This window comes from Natronosalvus amylolyticus, from assembly GCF_024298845.1.
Taxonomy (GTDB): Archaea; Halobacteriota; Halobacteria; order Halobacteriales; family Natrialbaceae; genus Natronosalvus; species Natronosalvus amylolyticus.
On record NZ_CP101156.1, the window covers coordinates 1,445,710 to 1,465,759 of the forward strand.

A 20,050-nucleotide genomic window follows, 5' to 3' on the forward strand; every position below is an offset into this window, starting at 1 on the left:
CAGTGTGTCGCCCGCGCCAGCATTCGGAAACGACTATATGCCCGTACTCCCGACTGTCGTGGACGCATGGAGGAGCGCACGCGAGCCTATCTTCGGGGGCGGTTTCGAGACCACTATCGGCGTACAGAGATCACGCCACCCCCTTCGGCAAACGAACGCGAGTGGGGCTACATCCCCTGGACGGAAGGCCCCAAAACCACGATGGTTCGCCACCGGTCGCTCCTCGAGTTAGGTTCGCTCGAGGACTTCCTCGAGCGTAAACGGCCCCAGCACGTCTACTTCTCTGTCGGTCGCTATCGCGACCCAGGTGCGAACTCGATGAGCGAAAAAGAGTGGCGCACATCCGATCTGGTCTTCGACCTCGACGCCGACCACCTGCCGCGGGTCACCCTCGGCGAGGACTCCTACGCCGAAATGCTCGCTACCTGTAAGGAGGCCCTCTTTCGCCTGCTCGACTTCCTCGAGGACGATTTCGGATTCGAAGACCTCGAGATCGTCTTCTCCGGCGGCCGGGGCTATCACGTCCACGTCCGTGACGATGCGGTCCAGCATCTCGAGCGCGAGCATCGACGCGAAATCGTCGATTACGTCCGCGGTATCGGCCTCGACTACGAGGAACTGATCGAAACCGAAACCGTCGCGGGCCTCGGCCGCAAGACGCCGACCCAGCGACGGCACCTCGCCATCGACGGCGGCTGGGGTCGTCGAACCCACCGCCACTTCATGGGCTTCATCGACGAAATACTGGCCCTGGAGGAAGCTGACGCCCTCGAGCGCCTCCAGTCGTTCGACGGCATCGGGGAAGGCAAAGCCAAAGCGACCCTCAACGCCGCTCGAACCAACCGCGACGAACTCGAGACAGGGAACGTCACGGTCCACACCGCGGTTTCACAACTCGCCGAGCGATTCGCTTCGATGGCAGTCGAACGGGACAACGCGCCCATCGACGAACCGGTGACGACTGACACGAACCGGCTGATTCGCCTTCCGGGAAGTCTCCACGGCGGCAGCGCCCTCGAAACCCGTCGAATCGACCACGACGACCTCGAGTCGTTCGACCCGCTGGTCGACGCCGTCCCCGAAACGTTCACCGGGCACGAGATTACCGTCGACGTCACACGGGGCGGCGAGGTGGAACTCGGTGGCGATATCTTTACAGTGCCGGAGGGTGACCAGTCACTCCCAGAGTACGTTGCCATGTTCCTCATGGCGCGCGGTCGGGCGGAGAAAGAAAAAGAATGAATCTCGACGAGTTACGCACGGTGCAGAGCAAAGAACGCCAGAAGGATAGCCTTCAGCACCTGCGCCCGTCGTTTTACCAGGAAGTCGGCGAGTACATCGCGAACCTCGAGGCCGAGCGCGAGCGCGTCGCGGACGCCGCCGACGACCCGTTTTCCTCTCCCGAGGTTATCCAGTTGACCGACGAAATCGAGACGGCCAAAGACGTCGTCGAAGCTATCTACGAACGCCGGATGGGCAAGCTCGTCAAGCAGGCGAGCCTCGCCGCGGCCGGAATGGCAGCCAACGACGAGGGGCTCACTGCCGAGGAAGTCGACCTGTTCGACGACCTCGTCGAGCGTATCCAGGGCAACAAAACGCGAGTGCTCGAGGTACTCGACAACGGCGGCGACGTGCCGCCGGTCGAGGAGGAGGTCGGCCAGGATTCGGTCGGCGTGGATGTCACCACCGAGTCACCGAACGCGGATTCTCACTCCCAGGCCGAGTCACCAACCGATGGCGTAAGCGTTGCCGATGCCATGGGCGGAGATTTCTCGAGCGCTGTAGACGAGGGGGCCTCTGCTGAAGCCTCGCCAAACGCGTCAACCGAAACGCCCCCACCGCCACCACCAGAGGAGCCACCGGTCGACAACGGGCCGCTCGAGGACACCACGGAAGGCAAGACACCCGAGCCGTCAGCCAGTGATGGTCCCCCCGCAAGTGGTATCGACGACACGACGATGAAAGCCGACGACGCCTCAACGCAACCTGACGATGCGCCTGCGGGCAATGGTACGGACGTCGAGCGAACGACGGTCAAAATCACCCAGGACGTCGGATCGATTCTCGGAATCGACGACCGGGAGTACACGCTCGCAAGCGACGACATCGTCACACTTCCCGAACAGAACGCGACGCCGCTACTCGAGCGGGAAGCGGCCGAGCGACTCGAGTGACGCGAGCGCGACCGACATCACTACTACCGTCGAGACGAAGGGTCCCGTATGCTCGAGATCGGCGACGAGGCACCCGACTTTGCACTGCAAAATCAACACGGCGAGACTGTCTGTCTCGAGGACTTTTCAGGGCAGCACCTGAGCGTCTACTTCTATCCGCGAGCGAACACCGAAGGCTGTACGGTCGAGGCCTGTGCGTTCCGCGATGCCCGCCCATCGTTCGAGAGCGAAAACGCGGCCGTCGTCGGTATCAGCGACGATCCCGTCGATGACCTGGCATCGTTCGCCGAGGAGTACGACCTCGAGTTCGACCTGCTTTCGGACGAAGACGGCGAGGTCTCGGCCGCCTACGATTCCTACGGCGAGAAGAACATGTTCGGTAACACGTTCGATGGCGTCTTCCGGAACACCTACGTCGTAGGTCCTGACGGCACCATTAGCGCTGTCTTCGAGGCTGTTTCACCCGAGGGGCACGCGGAGGAAGTGCTGGAGACACTCGAGTAAGGGGAGAAGAGTTAGCGATTGCAGGGAGAATACAATTGCAGAGAATCATCTATCTCGAAAAAAGCCGAATTGTCAGCGGGGAAGTGTACGCGGCGCGACGCGCCGCGTTTCACCGAGCGATTCGCGCTCGGCTTTTTGGTGGAGGTCTTTTCAAGCGGTATGAACGACCAAAGAGAGCGAAAAACCGCAGGGAAAAGGTCCTATTGGAAGGTTCGGCCTAGCTGTTCGTCGCCCGTTTCGGCCTCGGGTTTCTGGAACTGCTCTTCGATCTCTTCGTAGCGCTCGCGGGTGTCGGGCGTCACGCTGGGTGGCACCTCATCGAGAGCTTCCTCGAAGTGTTCGCGGCTGATGCGAACGTTGCCGACGGTGTCGTCCATGTCGTCGGGGTCGACGGTCCGGATGAACTCCCGGGTCGCTGCCATCGAGGCCTCACGGCAGACGGCTTCGATGTCCGCGCCGACGTATCCCTCGGTCTCGCTCGCGAGCCACTCGAGGTCGATCGCGTCGGCCAACGGCTTGTTACGCGTGTGGACCTCGAAGATTTTCGCACGGCCCTCCTCGTCTGGCACGGGCACGTGGACGTGTCGGTCCAGTCGACCGGGGCGCAACAACGCCGAATCGATCAGGTCCGGTCGGTTGGTCGTCGCGATGACGACGACGTCCTCGAGTTCCTCGAGACCGTCGAGTTCGGTCAGGAGTTGTGAAACGACTCGTTCGCCGACGCCGGAGTCCCCCTGGCGCGTCCCGCGTTCGGTGGCGATGGAGTCGATCTCGTCGAAGAAGATCACGGTCGGAGCGTTCGACCGTGCCTTCTCGAAGACCTCACGGACACCTTTCTCGGATTCGCCGACGTACTTGTTCAGCAGTTCTGGCCCTTTGATCGAGATGAAGTTCGATTGGGCTTCGTTGGCGACGGCTTTTGCGAGCAGGGTCTTCCCGGTCCCCGGCGGTCCGTACATGAGAACCCCTTTTGCAGCCTGCATATCCATCGCCTCGAACACTCCGGGATAGTCGAGTGGCCACTGGATCGTCTCACGCAGGCGCTCTTTTGTGTCGGACAGCCCACCAACGTCGTTCCAGGTAATGTCGGGTACTTCGACGAACACTTCACGGAGCGCCGAGGGGTTGATACCCTTGAGCGCCTCCTTGAAGTCCCGTTCGGTGACGCGTAGCTGTTCGAGCACTTCCGCGTCGATCTCTTCCTGCTCGAGGTCGAGTTCGGGGCGGATCCGCCGAAGGGCGTTCATCGCGGCCTCTTTGGTCAGGCTGGCGAGGTCGGCCCCGACGAAGCCGTGTGTGTTCTCCGCATAGCGGTCGAGTTCGACGCTGTCCGAGAGGGGCATCCCGCGGGTGTGGACCTGCAGGATTTCCTTGCGGCCGTCCTTGTCCGGGACGCCGATTTCGATTTCGCGGTCGAAACGGCCGCCACGGCGGAGCGCGGGGTCGATGGCGTCGACGCGGTTCGTGGCCGCGATGACGGTGACGCGGCCTCGTTCCTCGAGGCCATCCATCAGCGAGAGTAGTTGGGCGACGACCCGGCGTTCGACGTCGCCGCCTGCGTCTTCACGTTTGGCGGCGATCGAGTCGATTTCGTCGATGAAGACGATCGCGGGAGCGTTCTCTTCGGCTTCCTCGAACACCTCACGGAGCTGTTCCTCGGACTCGCCGTAGTACTTGGACATGATCTCCGGGCCGGAAATCGTGTGGAAGTGGGCGTCGATTTCGTTGGCGACGGCTTTCGCCATCAGCGTTTTTCCGGTACCCGGTGGGCCGTGGAGCAAGACACCCTTCGGTGGTTCGATACCGAGTTGTTGGAACAGTTCGGGGTGGCGCATCGGCAACTCGATCATCTCACGGACCTGATCGAGTTCGTCGTCCAGCCCACCGATGTCCTCGTAGGTCACGTTCGGTACGCCCTCGGCGCCCGTCTGTTCACCAGCGCTGACCTGTTCGGCGGGCGTCTCCGATATCTGGATCTCGGTCGAGTCGGTGATGACGACCGTTCCAGCCGGCGTGGTCGAGGCGATTTTTAGCGGAACGGACTGTCCTGACCCTGCCATCGGACCGAACGAGAGCGAGAACGGCACCGTCTGGCCCTCGGTTACGGCCTGTCCACTCAGTTTGTCACGAACGAGCGGTCCGATGTTGCCGCGAATACGGAGGTTCTGTGGGAGGGCAACCGTGACGCTAGCCGCCTGTTTGACGTCCGCCTTTTCGACGGTCACACGGTCGTCGATACCGACGCCGGCCTCCTGGCGGAGCCGACCGTCGATACGGATCACGCCACGACCCTCGTCTTCGGGATACCCTGGCCAGACGCGAGCGACCGCGCGCTCGTCACCGTTTCCTTCGATCAGGATGTAATCGCCGTTCTCGAGTCCCAGTTCCCGCATCGAGACGCGGTCGATCGCAGCCAGTCCACGACCCGCGTCTTTCTGTTTCAGTGGTCTAACGGTGAGTTTCATAATGACGCCTCCAGTTCGACAGTCAGGACGCCGTTTCGCATAAACGCTTGTGCGTCACTTGCCTGCACAGGCATATCGAGTTCGTATTGCTCGTCTCCGACGACGACGATAACCGTCCCATCGACGACGTCAACCGAGCACTCGGCACCGACGCCGCCGAAGTCGACGGCGAGCACCGTTCCATCGTCGTACTGATACTGACGAACGATGCGGTCGTCGTCACGAGCGAATTGGTCGAGTTTCATTATAACTAACTCGAGGTAAGGTTTTCAAATATATAAATCTTTCGTCGGGGAATCGCAGTACGTAGTTGATATAGACGAACAAGACTAGAATTGCAGTTCCAACGAACAGTGGTCGACAGTAGCCCGGACCTGGATCGAGCAGTCGCCCTCAGAAGGCGATTTGTAGCCGACAGTATATGGGGCTTGCTCCCGTCAGGACGGGTATGCACACGGTCTCCCACCACGGTCGTGACACTGCCTACGAGTACGCCGACCGGGACGCTCCGGGAGCCCCGATCTGCTTCGTCCACGGCAGTGGGGGCTCGAGCACCGTCTGGAAATCACAGCATCGAATTGCGGACAAACATCCCGTCGTCGCGGTCGATCTGAGCGGCCACGGAGAGTCGGACGATATCGACGCCGAACCCGGGTATACGACGCTTTCAGCCTACGCCGACGACGTCATCGCCGTCTACGAGGCAACCGACAGCCGGGTTCTGGCGGGGAACTCACTCGGTGGCGCCGTAGTCATGCACATCTTACTCGAACGATCGGAGGAGATACCCGTCGGCGCGGCCATCCTCACCGGAACCGGCGCACGACTCGGCGTCCTCGAGGATATCCGTCGCTGGCTCGCGGAAAACTTCGAACGCGCTGTTGACTTTCTCCACGATACCGACCGGTTTTTCCACGACCCGGATCCACGCCTGCAAGCACTCTCGAAAGCTGCCATGAGAGAGTGCGGTCGCGAGGTAACACAGCGAGATTTCCTGACCTGCCACGAGTTCGACGTCCGTGGGCAACTCGGCACAATCGACGTGCCTGCCCTGGCACTCCACGGCGAGTACGACCAGTTGACGCCGCCGGACTACCACGAGTATCTGGCCGACCAGCTCCCGGCAGGGACCCGTCAGGAGATACCCGACGCCGCCCATCTCGCGATGCTCGAACAGCCGGCCGCGTTCAACCAGGCACTTCTCTCGTTCCTCGAAGACATCTCATAATCGTCTCGCGGGATCTCGAGCCAACTAACAGCGACCACGGCCGCTACGGTCACGCCACTGAATCGTCCTCGATAGTACGTTGCTGGCTCGCCCTCAATAGATTCGATCCAGATCCGACTCCTCGTAACTGTGTTCCGCCGCCGGGAACGTTTCGGATTCTACGGCGTCCACGTACCCCTCGACGGCAGATTCCATTTCACCCTTGACATCCCCGAACTGCTTCGAAAACGAGGGGCTCCAGTCACTGAGTCCGATAACGTCGTCGATGACCAGCACCTGTCCGTCACAGTCCGGGCCCGCACCGATACCGATAGTCGGGATGTCAATGGCTTCAGTTACCTGGGCGGCCACGTTCGAGGGGACGTGCTCGAGCACGAGCGAAAACGCGCCAGCATCCTCGTGCGCCTGTGCTAACTCGAGGATGCGCCGTGCCGAATCCTCGTCCGTTCCCTGGCGTGGGAAGCCGCCGTACTGGTTGACGTGTTGGGGTGTCAGCCCGAGATGCGCCATCACGGGAATGCCGAGTTGCACCATCCGCTCGGTCAACTCGACCGTGTGGGGTCCACACTCGAGTTTGACCGCGTGGGCGTCCTCTTCTTTGAGCATGCGACCCGCGTTCTCGAGGCTGGCCGCTTCGTCGACGCCGAAGGAGAGAAACGGCATATCGGCCACGACGAGTGCGTCATCGGTCGCTCGAGCAACGGCGCCGACGTGTCGAGCCATGTCGTCGACGGTAACCGGGAGGGTCGTCTCGTAGCCAAGTGACGTATTTCCCAGACTATCACCGACCAAAATAACGTCGGCGCCGGCCCCGTCGACGATAGCCGCCGTCGGCGCATCGTACGCGGTGAGCATCGTAATCGGTTCTTTCCCCGCCTTGGCACGAACGTCCCGAACGGTTGGCATGCTCGAGGGTTGTCGTCTAACGGTTAAACATCACTGTTTTTCATCCGAGGGCGGCGGCTGTATCGCCACCTCCGAGGCCTTCACGACGAAACATGCACCATCGTACGCTGAAAGCGGACTCTCCTCGAGTGCCACCTGCCAGCCGTGAGCGGCCACGATCTGTTCGACAATGGCGAGACCGAATCCGGTTCCTTCTGCTGTGGTCGAATATCCCGAATCGAAGATGTCTTCGCGTTTCTCCAGTAGAATGCCGGGCCCATCGTCGACGACGAAGAACCCATCCGGCGTGGTCCCGACGGCGACAGCAACCCCGAGATTCTCATCCGACGCCGTCGTCTCGGCGCAGTCAGTATCCGCCGTGTCGGACCCGTGTTCGACACTGTTGCGAAACAGGTTTTCGAAGACCCGCAGTAACCGACCTCGATCACCCTCGAGCTGTCGGTCGTCGATTATCTCGAGCGTCGCGTCGGCCGTCTCGACGTTTGTCCAGGCCGCAGTGGCCAGTTCTGCCAGTGACAGTGTTGACGTTTCGGTCACACTTGCCCCCTCTCTGGCGAGCGTCAGCGCATCGTCGATAATGTGCTCCATGCGCTCGTGTTGGGTGGCCAGCACCTCGATTGCCTCGTCGTCGACGCGTTCATCGAGGATATCGAGATACCCCGACGCCACGTTGAGCGGATTTCGCAGGTCGTGACTGACGACGCTCGCAAACTCGTCGAGACGCTCGTTCGTTCGCTCGAGTTCACGCTCTCGTTGTCGGCGTTCGGTCACGTCCTGTAAGACGATGAGCATCCCACCGGCCGATTCGACGAGTGGTGTCGTTCGAATCGTCACGTCTCGGCGACCCCCATCATGGCAGATTTCCCGTTCTGTTTCCTCGCTCGAGAGGACTGCCGTCAGCGGTTCCTGTCCGATGTGTATCGTGTCTGCGTGACTACCGATGAGGCGATCTTCGGGCGGGTCAAGTAACGTTGCTGCCGCCGGATTGGCGTCGACGATTCGGCGATCAGAATCCAGAACAATGACTCCATCACGCATCGTTTCGACGACGGATTGGCGCGCAATTGGGATTACATCGAGTAGCTGGTACCGGTAGATAGATCCGGCGATAGCCGCCCCAGTGACGGCGAACGCCACCGGTGTCCAGTTCAGTTGTGCACTGCCACTTCCCGTATACGCGATGTTCGCTGCCAACGGGACACAGACCGCAATGACAATGCCGATAGCCTGCCGGCGGTATAAACTCCTCGAGACGTATGCAAAGTGAGTAATAAGAGCAAGGCCGGCAACGATCACTGCGTACGCATACGTAAGATGAGTACCGTACACGATTCCCGGTGTGAAATCGACAATCGAACCGTCCGCCACCACGCTAATGTTCGAAAAAAACAGTCCGTGCCAGCTATTGGTTACGAGCGCCCCAAGTGAAAACACCGGAACGGCCAGGAGTCCGCCGACTGTCAGTTTCGTCAAATATCGGCCGTAGCCTGCATACTGGAGTGCAAAGGCAAACCAGACCACTGGTAGTGCAAACGTCGAAACGTTGCTCAGCCCGAACCAGAACAGCGTCATCGACTCGCTAACAGTCAGATGCGCGAACAACGAACTCACCGACCAGAGCGCAGTCACTGCCATCATCGCCGCCAGTAGCAAACGGACACGGTCACCCTTACGATGGCTGCTACGAATCGCATAAATCGAGATACCAACAGCCAACGCAGCGGCAATGGCAAGAGCAACGAGATACAGAAGATTGCGGTCAGTCATAGCGCTCGTCTCGGGAAGGTCTATCTCTATTTCGCTCGAAACCTTATGAATGCGCTGGCCTCGAGTCACAGCATCGAGACGTTCGCGGAGTACACAGTTTGAGCAACCAGTGAAAGTCAGTGCACACCCGATCGCGAGCGTGCGTCGCGGTCGATGTGTCACTCGTTTCACTGGCTACTATATTCTGTTGCGTGAACGATCGCGGTCACGGCCCGCAGTTTTGACGATTCCCTGTACGGTTTACTGTCGTCTCTTTCCGATGGTTGCCGACCCGGTATGGGTGATCACTGATAAAAGTAACAGCAGATCGTGTTAGTTGTTAGTCACGTGTCGACTGCTGGATGAAACTGGATACCCGCCACCAGTTTCAACCACGGTTGCAGACTGGGGAGTCACGTAGACCAACAGGTCGGGTCACAGGGGAGGTCAGGACGCCAAAAGCGTCGTGTTTAAGCACGCAGCCTCGAGACTCCCGAACGTGCCTGAACGCGTCGAGACCAGTTCTCCGGAGGGAGTCGATTACGGCTGGGTCATGCAGGTCACCTTCGTGCTCACGATTCTGGTCGGTGCGCCACTCGTCACCCTCGCTTCGATCCCAGTGGACTTGCCCACGTGGGGTGCTCGAGCCGAATTTGCAGTCCGCCTCGGCGCACCCATCTGGATCGTTATCGCGCTTTCGGTGCTTGCTTACGCGAAACGAGCGCAGGGCCGCGAGTGACGAACGCACGTCAAATTTCGGACTTTCTACTGGAAAATCTGTCACAATCCGGTTCGATAATGCGTTGTGGACGACATGCTACACTCACAGCGCGAGACTTGTACAGGCCACTGTTTTGATGGAGACTGATAGGGTTTGACCGATTTTACAGTGAACATCGCTTCCAGACGGCCCCCTCCTAATCTGGTTGACCAGTATATTATTCTTGGCACCCAGTCGAGTGAGTGCATGGGAACAGCCATTATTGCAGATATCCACGGAAACACCGTTGCCCTAGATGCGGTGTTACGCGATCTCGAAGATGAAACTATTGACCGAATCGTTTGCTTGGGTGATGTCGCGGCTGGCGGTCCTGAACCCTCCGAGGCAGTGAATCGAATACGGCGATTGGATTGCCCGGTCGTTATGGGCAACGCCGATGAGTGGGTAATTACTCCGGAAGCGGCTGAAGAACCGGAGGAGTCCCTAGAGTGGTTCAGTGATATCGGGGCATGGGGTGGCGAACAGCTGTCGGACAGTCAACTGGATTTTGTAAAATCGTTTGATTCGACAATTGAGGTGCAGTTGGATGACGGACTCCAACTTGTTTGCTATCATGGGTCGCCCCAATCGACGACTGACTGGGTAGCACCAACGACGCCTCAGAACGAACTCGACGAAATGTTCGATGACTGTGAGGCAGACATCCTTGCTGGAGGTCACACGCATATCCAACTGTTTCAACAGTATCGAGATGCGATTCTTCTGAATCCTGGAAGCGTGGGCCTCTCATACGGGATAGAACGTACAACAGGAAGGGTGTACAATCGGCTTGAGGCAGAATACGCACTGCTCACGCAGTCTAACGGAACGCTCGATGTATCACTGCGGCGGACCCCATTCGATCTCGATGCAGTGAGAGAGATGGCCCACGAGAGCGAGATGCCGCACACAGACCGCTGGCTCGCCGATTGGATCTCTGGGCGGTAACGAAACAGGAAACTTACCGCCCCAACTCGAGCGTTCGCCGTCCGTCAACGTACTCGAAGCCCGTCCCCGCCCGCTTTGCTGTCGTTTCGTCTCGTGGTGAATCACCGACGAACAGCGTTCGTTCGGGACGTGCGCCCAGCCCAGATATCGTCTCGAGCAACGGTTCGGGATGGGGTTTGCTCGTCGTCACGGTATCCCGACCCACCACGGCGTCGACCGGTTCGAACAGGTCGTGCGTCTCGAGTGCGAGGTGGCAGGCCCGTTCACAGTTGAGCGAACAGACGCCGATGGGCATCGATTCCGGCTGACCGACCAACTCGTCAGCGTGCGGGAGTCGTCTCGAGGCTCGCGCACCATCGTGTTCGTGGCCCGCAATCGTCGATTCGACCGGCGATTTGAGTCCATACTCCTCGGCGCGCTCGAGTAACTCCCAGAGACTGCTGCTTGGCGGTTCGATACGTGCCCGTTCGTACACCTCGAGGACGTCAGTGGTGACACGTCCCCAGTCGACCGTGAGGTGGACGAGCGTTCCATCCAGATCGTAGACGATGGCGTCGTACTCGGTCACGAGTCGGTGTATGTCTCGAGGAAAAATATACTGTCGGACGGGACTCGAAGATACGCACAGTCCGGCCGTCACTCGAACGGATACACTATCGATCAGTTACTCGAGGAGGTGTCGACCGATGATTTTCTTCTGGATTTCGGTCGTTCCCTCGTAGATTTCGGTGATCTTCGCGTCACGGTACAGGCGTTCGACCTCGCCGTCGGTCACGTAGCCGTAGCCGCCGTGAATCTGGACCGCTTCGTTGGTGACGAACATCGCCGCCTCGCTCGCGTTGTATTTGGCCATGCTCGCAGCCATCGCCGCGTCGTCGGCCCCGGCAGCGCGTTTGCGGGCCGCATCCCGAGTGAGCAAGCGGCCCGCCTGGGTGCGCGTCGCCATCTCGGCGAACTTGTGCCGGATCGATTGGAAGTCGCCAATAGGCTGATCGAACTGTTCGCGCTCGCCGGCGTACTCGAGGGCGATGTCGAGCGCCGACTGCGACAGGCCGACCGACTGGGCCGCGATAGCGATCCGACCGCCAGTGAGGATATCGAAGGCCGCAGAGAGTCCACGACCCTCCGGAGTGAGTCGGTTTTCGGCGGGAATTCGAACGTCGTCGAAGTGCAGCCCCGTCGTATCACTCGCCCGGAGACCGAGTTTGTCCTCTTTCTCGCCGACGGTGAGTCCGTCGACGTCACCCGGTACCAGAAACTGGGTGACCGTCGAGGGGTCGTTCCGGTCTGTTTTCGCAAAGAGGATGATGACGTCGGCGCGCTGGCCGTTGGTAATCCACTGTTTGTCACCGTTGATCACGTACTCGTCACCCTCACGCCGGGCTTCGGTCGACATCTCCGCCGGATTCGACCCAGCGTGGGGTTCCGAAAGGGCAAAGGCTCCGACAGGCCGACCGGTCGCCATCTCGGGTAGCCAGCGTTCTTTCTGATCTTCGTCCCCGAAGGAGGCGATACAGGAGGTTGCCAGACAGTGAACCGATAACGCGGTCGCCACGGCGAGCATGCCGTAGGCGACTTCCTCGTTGACGATGGCGTACGTGACCGGGTCGGCGTCGTAGCCCCCGTACGCTTCGGGCACGGTGAGTCCCGTGAGGTCGAGGTCTGCCAGTCCATCCCAGACGTCCTCGGGAAACGTTTCCGTCTCGTCGGCCTCCATCGCCGTCGGTCTGATCTCCTCGAGAGCGAAGTCTCGCACCACCTCACTGATCGCTTCCTGCTCCGGGGTGAGTTCCATACCTCGAGTTCCGGGCCGTTGGCAAAAAATGCCACCGTTTTGCAGGTGGCCGGTAAGCGGTTCTCGAGAGGGGGTAATTCGAACGGACAGTGTCGAAATAGTAAGCTCTGCGGTTACAACAAGCCGAGTCCCTCGAGTTCGGCCTCGAGTTCGGCCGTGCTCTCGTCGTCTTTCAACCGCAGCGGGCTTCGGAGCGGCCCGGCATCGAAGTCACGGAGTTTGAGTGCGGTTTTAACGCCGGACATGTACGCGCCGCCGGTTTTGAGCGCGTCACGGACATCGTAGACCTCGCTTTGCAGTTCTCGAGCGCGTGCTTCGTCACCCTCGTCGTACGCCTCGTACAACTCGACCACGAGTTCGGGGAACACGTTCGCGACGGCGCTCACCATCCCCGAGCATCCGATCTCGAGGCCCGTAAAGAGCAGCGAGTCCGAGCCCGCGAGGAAGGTCAGTTCCGAGTGGGCATCGATCGACTGGGCGAGCCACGGCACGTCTTTGCTCGAGTCCTTGAGGCCGACGATGGAGTCGATTTCGGCGAGGGCGGCGAGCGTCGATCGCGGGATAGCGTTCCCAGTTTTGCTTGGAATGTGGTAAATGTAGATCGGCAGGTCGGTGGCCGCGGCCACGCGCTCGTAGTGCTCGAGGTAGGCCTCGTGGTCCAGCGGATAGTAATAGGGCGTGACGACGACGATACCGTCAGCGCCTGCGGCTTCGGCGTGTTCGGCGTGGGCCACCGTTTCGCGGGTGCTCGGTGCGCCAACGCCAGCGATAACTGGGACGTCGCCGTCGATTTCGTCGACGACGGCTTCGACCACGCCCTGTTTCTCGTCGGGCGTCAACAGCGGGAACTCACCGTTCGTTCCCAGCGGGAACACACCGTGTGCCCCGCCGTCGACGACGAAGCGGGCGTGGGCCGCCGTCTGTTCGTAATCGACCGACTCGTCCTCGTGAAACGCCGTTACCGTCGGTGGGACGACACCGTGAATCGAGAGCGGGTCCGCCGCTCCTGGATCGTGGTAGGCCATACTCGAGTGTGACAGGGGAACGCGTATAAATGGGTCCGTTCGCGGCAGGTATCAGGTATTCATCGCTGGCCCCGACCGTTGGTGGACGACATCGGAGAAAAGAGTCCCGAGAAGGGACATCCAAAGGACACAGAGGACGAGCCCGAGGACCACTGCCCAGTGAAAGCGTATTGCAAGCGGTGCAAGTACCAAGAGAGGGAGCGCTACTGGAATAAGGAGGAACTCCAGGAGCCTCCCGAGCCACGCTGGCCCAAACCCGGCCATTTCGATGAGCGCCCACACGAAAGCGGTAGCGACGAAACAACCGAAGATTACGAGCGCCGTCGTATCCGGCTGGAAGATCCGCTGTGGATACGGTACCGGTTGCGATGGTGTTTTGCTATCTCTGCGCCTGAATTGAGCCACGATCACAGCAAACACGAGAGAGCCGAAAACTGCGATTCCGATAGCCGCTACAACCAGTGTGGTGGTGGGTTCAGTATGTGGTGGGAGTCGCGCTGTCGTCAGGTTACGGTTGATATACCAGACTGCCGGAAAGAGCGCCATAAAAAACGGGATAACCATTGCCCGAACGAACTGTCGCATTACTCCTGTTTCATTCTGCTAACAGATAAACACACGTCTGCTCTGTACCTGGGTACAGTAGCCAGTGACAGTCAATGCAGACCCGGTCGCAAGACGGCGTCGCAACAGGTGTGTATCGTTTCACCGGCGTCCACCCACTCCGTGGTCGCCCGCGGTGCTGCGGTACCCTCCGATACAACGGTATCCAACAGTTTCACGAAGGCAAGCATCGATAGTTCTGGGCCACTCAGCAGGTCGATGAAGAACTCGAGACTCGAGCGAAAACGCTTGACTCGAGTGTCACGGAGTTCAGACAAACGCTCTCAATCAGCCGAGCCGGTCTCTATCGGCGCGCGAATGCGGTTGCCCCACTCCGTCCAGGATCCGTCGTAGTTTTCGACGTCGTCGAAGCCGAGCAGTTCGGCGAGGACGTACCACTCGATGGACGACCGCTCGCCGACGCGGCAGTAGGTGATTACCGACTGGTCTTCGGTGATGCCGACGTCCTCGTACAGCGCCCGGAGTTCGTCGGCGTCCTTGAACGTCCCGTCGTCGTTCAACACCGAGGTCGTTGGGACGTTTTTTGCGCCCGGGATATGGCCGCCTCGCTGGGCCGTCTCCTGGAGCCCTTCAGGGGCGATGACCTCACCGGTGAACTCCTGGGGCGAACGAACGTCGACCAGCGGCACGCCGGAGCTGATGGCTTGCTCGACGTCGTTCTGGTAGGCTCGAATGCTCTCGAACGGGCCTCGAGCGTTGTACTCCTGGGGTTCGAACTCGGGTTCGTCGGTCGTCAGCGGGTACTCGTTTTCGACCCAGTAGGGTTTCCCGCCGTCGATAATCCGCACGTCCTCGTGGCCGTAGTATTTGTACTCCCAGTAGGCAAACAGCGCGAACCAGTTGGGGACGCGCCCGCCGCCGTACAGGACGATTGTCGAGTCCTCGGTGATGCCCGCCTCGGCGTTCAGTCGCTCGAAGGCAGCTTTATCGAGCAGGTCACGAGTTGTCGAGTCACTGAGGTCGGCGTCCCAGTCGAAAAACGTCGCGCCGGGGATGTGGCCCTCCTCGTAGGGGGTGTACTCCGAGTCGGCAGTGACGGTCGGATTGTTGACTTCAAGCAGTCGGTACGCGGGGTCGTCGGCCTGGAACTCCTCGAGGTGAGTTTCCACCCAGTCGGCCGAAACGAGCGTGTCGGTATCGTGGTTCGTCATGCACTCGTACTCGTGGTCGCTATGGGCATAAGGGTGGCACTGACGGCGAGTGGGGACGCCGTCTATGACGGTTCTATGGTGCCTTTGTAGCCGTTTTGTGTTCTGACCAAGCCCCCTCGGTATCGCAACGAGGCCGTTCGTGAATTCGCGCGAGCATCCGCGGCCACGGCAAAGGTTGCAGGTGTCCGAGACGCCCTCCTCGAGGCCACCATCGCCCAATCAGGTTCCACATCGGGACTGTTGGGGAGCGCCTGCAACGCGGTTCGTTTTTTCACTGGAGACTCGGTAACTGAAAACGCAGGACAACTCCAGTTTGAAGGCGTGAGCAGCCCCTCGAGCAGGTCAACAGAGCATACTTATTTCACGAGTGAGAAGCCGTCGCCAGTGTCGGCAACACACCCCACATCCTCGACCGCGAAACCCTCGCCGTCACTCCCGTCAACACCCGATGGCTACGCGGAACCCTACGAGTTTTCGTATCCAACGGTGGCGTTGATCGTTGGCTCGAGTCTCCTGGGCATTGGGACGGCCGTCGCAGTCGTGGCTCTGTTGACGGCCGTCCACGGTCCGGAAACGTTCACATTCTTCGAGGTGAGCGTCGACGGCGAGACGACCACGTACGCGATGGATTTGACCGCTATCGGCATCCCGTTTCTCATCGCCCTGATTGCAACAACCGTCGTCCACGAAGGTCTCCACGGCCTGGCCTTTCGGTACTATGGCCACGACGTCACCTTCGGCTTCGTACCGTCGATGGGAGCGTTCTATGCTGCCGTCTTCGGCGAATTCCAGCGCCGAGACGACATGTTGCGCGTCGGCAGTGCGCCACTCGTCGTCATCAGCGCCGTGTGCGTACCGCTGTTGTTCGTCCCGATTCCGGGCGTGGCCATCACCGCCGGGTTCGTCCTCGTGTTGAACACGGCGGGCGCTATCGGTGACCTGTATGCACTCTGGCGACTCCGAGGACTTCCCGAAGGGACGCTCCTCTACGATATCGATATTCGTCGCTCGTACGTGTACGAGCCAACGGCAACGGGAACGGGAAATGATGATAGAAATCCGAGGTGAGCGCATCCAGCGAGTGGTAGCGGCTGACCGGGACGCGAATCCGGATGTTTACGACGCACTCGAAAACGAGTAACGCGCTACGACTCCTGTTTTATTAGTTCGTACTCACGATCTAGATCACCATTTCTGAGTACACACAGTGTACACAACGTATAAATTTAATTTTGGTCTGCTTTGCTCTTCGTGGTCACTGCAGATGCGAAGTGGTTAGTTAGAAGCGAAATATGTATTATAAGCTCAGAAATATGATAGTCTAATGTGCATAAATTCCGAGAGGCAGAGCGATATTCTACTGATGCTCTTTGCCGTACAGTTTACGATACTTATTCTACTGGTTCCGTGGTTATGGCCACTTCTTCTCTTTCCGGCACTTCTCACGCTACACATAATGAAATCTGAGTATCACCGTCGATTGAACGAAGAACAACTCCGATAATTCCTCCGCCTGTCCCGATTATCACGCCCGCGTAAAACGCAGAGTCTTATTTGTTACAGTACAATCAGTTAGTAGATACGATCTTGATCACCATATCTGAGTACACACAGTGTGCACAACATATAAACACCATTTTGACCTTTGCGATCACTTTAGATGCAAACTGAACGACGAAGAGAATATACATGGCAGAATAGTATTATTAGATAATGGCTGAGATAGATACTGCACTTGCCCTCAAGCAGTCAGTTGCACTTATATTGACTTTATCAGCAGCGATAGGACTCGTCAATTATATTTTCAGTGACACCCTCGTATCTGGAATTCTATACGGATTTCTAATGGCGGTTCTTATCTTGCTCTTTTACTATTGGTCAAACATGCTCGGCAATCCCGAACATGCGGGATGGCCGTTCAATAACAAGTAGTGGATAGTCAGCGCGGCCACTCTTTTCCCTGTACTGATCGACACACCCATCTAAAACGTAGAGCCGTCCTATTAGAATATTGTCAGTTGGTGCTGACGATCTTGATTACCATATCTGAGTACACACAGTGTACACAACGTATAAACTCGATCTTGATTTGCTTTGACCTTCGCGGTCACTACAGGTGCGAAGTGAACAACGGGTTTATATCAGACAATCTTAAACAAATAGCTATGAGTCGCCTTCAGACTATCTCAGATACACTCTCTGATGAAGTTTGGCGATATGCTATCATTGCTGGTCTCGCGTCCACTCCGTTTACAATCATCCTCTATTGGCAATCGTACCCTGACTTCAGCAACTCTTTTTCTCCTGTGTTTTTCGCAGGTTTACTCGTCGGATTCCTTGCCAATAGACGTGGGATAGAGGCGGGTCAAGTTGGGAAGCGAACTGGGCTTGTCGCTGCACTGCCGGTATTATGGCCGTTCCTTGACCTACTTGTGTTCATCTCAGGATTGAGCCAGCCACTAGGATTCGGTGGTTTTCAAATCATGGCTGTTATTTTCATATCTGCCGCCAGTATTGGAATTTCTGTACTGGTAGGGATGGTCGGTGCGATACTCGGAGATTGGCTTACTGGAAAAATAGGTGATTATCGTCTATTGAACGGACAACTCGCTACTTAGCGTGCTATGTGTACTACCTGTACTGATCACCGCGCCCGCCTAAAACGCAGAATCTTATTTGTCACAATATAATCAGTTAGTAGATACGATCTTGATCACGTCTCCTTCCTCGAGTTCGTAGCTATCGCTGATCTCCCGCGAGGAGCGAGCGTCGACGGCGTGCAGATAGCCGTCGCCAATGTCGGAGTGGACGGCGTAGGCCAGATCGACCGGCGTCGACCCGTCGGGCATCAACAGCGCGTCCGGAAGAACGTTCCCGGTACCGTCGGTCCACTTCGAGGCGTCCTGCACCGGATACGCCGTCAAGTGGTCGAGTAAGTCGTACACCGCGTAGTTGAGCGCGGCCTGCACACCCGTCCCATCCCACTGGCCCATCGTCTCGGCGAGGCCCTCGAGTGCGTTTCGCTGCGCATCGCTCACGTCGCCGGTGATCTCGAGGGTGGTGTCACCGGGGTCGTACTCGATCAGGCCGCCCTCGGCAGCCTTTCTGAGCGCGCGTTCTCCCTCGGCAGTGGTCGGAATCACGGGTTTGTCGAGTTCGAGCAGGCGGTCGACGTTTGCTTCGGGTGCAACGACGATTTTGTTCGCGGCGACGACGATTGGCTTGGTTCGCTGGCGGATCTCCGTGGCCAGCGCCTCCCGGTCCTCGTCGGTCCACTGAATCGGATCGTCGGGGTACTCGAGTCCACGCAGAATTTTGGCGACGTCGGTGGGGGAAGCACCGAAACCGGACATCATCTCCGCCAGCACGTCGTCGAGGTCGAAGTCGGGCGATCTGGATTTGCGCTCGACGCCCTCCCAGTTTCCCTCGACGATGCCGGCCAGCCACATGTCCATTTCTGCTTCGATAAAGTCGATGTCCTCGAGCGGGTCGTGACTCCCGATATCGACGGGTTCGCCCTTCTCGTTCGTCCCTCCGGAGGCGTCGATGACGTTGATGATGACGTCGGCGTTGGTCAACTCGTCGAGGAACTGGTTGCCAAGCCCCTTCCCCTCGTGAGCCCCGGGCACGAGACCGGCCACGTCGAGCAGTTCGATAGGGACGTAGCGCTTGCCGCCGTGGCAGTCGTCGCTGGTACAGCGCTCATCGCGCTCGAGACACGGGCACTCGGTCCGAACGTAGCTGACCCCCCGATTGGCGTCGATGGTAGTGAACGGATAGTTCGCGACGTCCACGTCGGCCATCGTCGCCGCCGTATAGAAGGTGGACTTCCCGGCGTTTGGTTTGCCGGCAAGTGCAATCGAAAGCATACCAACCGATTACCGAGGCGGGAAAACTGTCTTTCGGTTCTCGAGGTTCACACCACCGGGGTACTATAGTAGCCAGAGCCGGGTTACTGATACATTCGCAACGGCTGTGCCTGCGTGCTCTCTGCTTCCCCCATCTCGCGCATTCGTCGAGCAAACGCCTCCCGTTGCTGGCGAATCTCCGCCGCACGGTCGATCAAATCTTCGACGTTGACGTCGATATCAGCGATTGGCGCGATCGTTTCCTCGATCAACACGCTCGCAGCTTTCGGGTCGGGAAACTGTGGGCTGCACTCGACGACCAGGCCGAGCGAGTCGACCTCGAGTTCGGCGGCTCGATTGAGCAACGCCCCGGTCGGCCCACTTACAGCACCATCTTCCGGAGGGAAGTCGATACCATTGGCCTCGAGTTGCTCGATTCCGTCCCCGGTCGCCACGCCGAAGACATCGGGACGGTCGTCCCAGTCGGTCGGCAACCCACTGAGATACAACGGCGTGGCGTCGTGCTCGAGAATCCAGCCGGTCAGGCACTCGGCCACGGTTTTGACCGCCTGTGACCCGATAGGGACGTCGCTCTGGAGGGCAAACAGGTTCGCTTCCTCGCTGACGTACAGTCTGACAGGGGGCCGGATAACACCATCACCACGGCGGTAGATTCCGATTCTCGGCAGTCCCTCACAGTGAACGCTCGCGTAGTAGTCCATCTCGAGTTGATCAATCAGGTGATCGGTGGCAATCTTTCCGACCAGACCGACGCCCGGAAACCCCTCGACGAGTGCAGGTTTCTCGAAATCGACCGACGATTTGTGCGTACAAATACGAGACATACGGGGGATGACTCGCGCCATCCTCTTAAAA

General features: G+C 59.0%; 21 protein-coding genes. 9 read left to right on the forward strand and 12 right to left on the reverse strand.

Annotated elements, in window-relative coordinates; genetic code table 11:
* Positions 1-66 precede the first annotated feature (66 nt).
* The 3 genes from priS to bcp are packed head-to-tail and all read left to right on the forward strand — an operon-like array spanning position 67 to position 2,678.
* A complete protein-coding gene (gene priS, locus NLK60_RS06805; RefSeq protein ID WP_254810128.1) occupies positions 67-1,242 on the forward strand; it encodes a DNA primase small subunit PriS in 1,176 nt (391 codons plus the stop codon).
* Positions 1,239-2,174, forward strand: coding sequence for a DNA replication complex subunit Gins51 (locus NLK60_RS06810; RefSeq protein WP_254810129.1), 936 nt, complete (start codon positions 1,239-1,241; stop codon positions 2,172-2,174). Before priS ends, NLK60_RS06810 begins: the two co-directional genes overlap by 4 nt.
* Positions 2,175-2,222: 48 nt before the next feature.
* A complete protein-coding gene (bcp, locus tag NLK60_RS06815) occupies positions 2,223-2,678 on the forward strand; it encodes a thioredoxin-dependent thiol peroxidase (protein ID WP_254810130.1) in 456 nt (151 codons plus the stop codon).
* 200 nt (positions 2,679-2,878) lie between these two features.
* Here bcp and NLK60_RS06820 read toward each other — a convergent pair whose 3' ends face one another.
* Positions 2,879-5,143, reverse strand: coding sequence for a CDC48 family AAA ATPase (locus NLK60_RS06820; protein ID WP_254810131.1), 2,265 nt, complete (start codon positions 5,141-5,143; stop codon positions 2,879-2,881).
* Positions 5,140-5,388: a DUF7127 family protein gene (locus NLK60_RS06825; protein ID WP_254810132.1), complete on the reverse strand. Its 249-nt coding sequence runs from the start codon at positions 5,386-5,388 to the stop codon at positions 5,140-5,142. The genes NLK60_RS06820 and NLK60_RS06825 overlap by 4 nt, the downstream gene beginning before the upstream one ends.
* A 203-nt stretch (positions 5,389-5,591) precedes the next feature.
* Between NLK60_RS06825 and NLK60_RS06830 the strand changes: the two genes are divergently transcribed.
* Positions 5,592-6,371 (forward strand): alpha/beta fold hydrolase, encoded by a 780-nt coding sequence (locus tag NLK60_RS06830; protein WP_254810133.1) that lies wholly within the window; start codon positions 5,592-5,594, stop codon positions 6,369-6,371.
* Between the two features lie 93 nt (positions 6,372-6,464).
* Here the strand turns inward: NLK60_RS06830 and panB are convergent, their stop codons facing one another.
* Positions 6,465-7,277: a 3-methyl-2-oxobutanoate hydroxymethyltransferase gene (gene panB / locus NLK60_RS06835; protein WP_254810134.1), complete on the reverse strand. Its 813-nt coding sequence runs from the start codon at positions 7,275-7,277 to the stop codon at positions 6,465-6,467.
* 30 nt (positions 7,278-7,307) lie between these two features.
* Positions 7,308-9,044, reverse strand: coding sequence for a histidine kinase N-terminal 7TM domain-containing protein (locus NLK60_RS06840; protein WP_254810135.1), 1,737 nt, complete (start codon positions 9,042-9,044; stop codon positions 7,308-7,310).
* Positions 9,045-9,522: 478 nt separating this feature from the next.
* Here NLK60_RS06840 and NLK60_RS06845 point away from each other — a divergent pair, with 478 nt between their 5' ends.
* Positions 9,523-9,762: a DUF5822 domain-containing protein gene (locus NLK60_RS06845; RefSeq protein WP_254810136.1), complete on the forward strand. Its 240-nt coding sequence runs from the start codon at positions 9,523-9,525 to the stop codon at positions 9,760-9,762.
* A gap of 228 nt (positions 9,763-9,990) precedes the next feature.
* Positions 9,991-10,731 (forward strand): metallophosphoesterase family protein, encoded by a 741-nt coding sequence (locus tag NLK60_RS06850; protein ID WP_254810137.1) that lies wholly within the window; start codon positions 9,991-9,993, stop codon positions 10,729-10,731.
* A 13-nt stretch (positions 10,732-10,744) separates the two neighbouring features.
* Here NLK60_RS06850 and NLK60_RS06855 read toward each other — a convergent pair whose 3' ends face one another.
* From NLK60_RS06855 to NLK60_RS06880, 6 genes are all read right to left on the reverse strand, one after another.
* Positions 10,745-11,299, reverse strand: coding sequence for an HAD family hydrolase (locus NLK60_RS06855; protein ID WP_254810138.1), 555 nt, complete (start codon positions 11,297-11,299; stop codon positions 10,745-10,747).
* 96 nt (positions 11,300-11,395) lie between these two features.
* Positions 11,396-12,526 (reverse strand): acyl-CoA dehydrogenase family protein, encoded by a 1,131-nt coding sequence (locus NLK60_RS06860; protein ID WP_254810139.1) that lies wholly within the window; start codon positions 12,524-12,526, stop codon positions 11,396-11,398.
* Positions 12,527-12,639: 113 nt separating this feature from the next.
* Complete coding sequence (locus NLK60_RS06865) at positions 12,640-13,551, reverse strand: dihydrodipicolinate synthase family protein (RefSeq protein ID WP_254810140.1); 912 nt, start codon at positions 13,549-13,551, stop codon at positions 12,640-12,642.
* 51 nt (positions 13,552-13,602) lie between these two features.
* Positions 13,603-14,136 carry a hypothetical protein gene (locus NLK60_RS06870; RefSeq protein WP_254810141.1) on the reverse strand — a complete coding sequence of 178 codons (534 nt, stop codon included), beginning with the start codon at positions 14,134-14,136 and terminating at the stop codon, positions 13,603-13,605.
* Positions 14,137-14,207: 71 nt separating this feature from the next.
* Positions 14,208-14,432, reverse strand: a complete 225-nt coding sequence (locus NLK60_RS06875) for a hypothetical protein (RefSeq protein ID WP_254810142.1) — start codon at positions 14,430-14,432, stop codon at positions 14,208-14,210.
* Between the two features lie 6 nt (positions 14,433-14,438).
* On the reverse strand, positions 14,439-15,326 hold the full coding sequence (locus NLK60_RS06880; protein WP_254810143.1) for a sulfurtransferase: 888 nt from the start codon (positions 15,324-15,326) through the stop codon (positions 14,439-14,441).
* 384 nt (positions 15,327-15,710) lie between these two features.
* On the opposite strand from NLK60_RS06880, the gene NLK60_RS06885 reads away from it, so the two are divergent.
* From NLK60_RS06885 to NLK60_RS06895, 3 genes are all read left to right on the forward strand, one after another.
* Complete coding sequence (locus NLK60_RS06885) at positions 15,711-16,394, forward strand: DUF3267 domain-containing protein (RefSeq protein WP_254810144.1); 684 nt, start codon at positions 15,711-15,713, stop codon at positions 16,392-16,394.
* 645 nt (positions 16,395-17,039) lie between these two features.
* The gene (locus tag NLK60_RS06890) at positions 17,040-17,258 is read left to right on the forward strand and encodes a hypothetical protein (protein WP_254810145.1); all 219 of its coding nucleotides are present in this window, start codon (positions 17,040-17,042) and stop codon (positions 17,256-17,258) included.
* Between the two features lie 233 nt (positions 17,259-17,491).
* The gene (locus NLK60_RS06895) at positions 17,492-17,944 is read left to right on the forward strand and encodes a DUF5518 domain-containing protein (protein WP_254810146.1); all 453 of its coding nucleotides are present in this window, start codon (positions 17,492-17,494) and stop codon (positions 17,942-17,944) included.
* Positions 17,945-18,016: 72 nt separating this feature from the next.
* Here the strand turns inward: NLK60_RS06895 and NLK60_RS06900 are convergent, their stop codons facing one another.
* Both NLK60_RS06900 and NLK60_RS06905 read right to left on the reverse strand, forming a co-directional pair.
* A complete protein-coding gene (locus tag NLK60_RS06900; RefSeq protein WP_254810147.1) occupies positions 18,017-19,195 on the reverse strand; it encodes a redox-regulated ATPase YchF in 1,179 nt (392 codons plus the stop codon).
* Between the two features lie 83 nt (positions 19,196-19,278).
* A complete protein-coding gene (locus NLK60_RS06905) occupies positions 19,279-20,019 on the reverse strand; it encodes a proteasome assembly chaperone family protein (protein ID WP_254810148.1) in 741 nt (246 codons plus the stop codon).
* Positions 20,020-20,050: the final 31 nt, after the last annotated feature.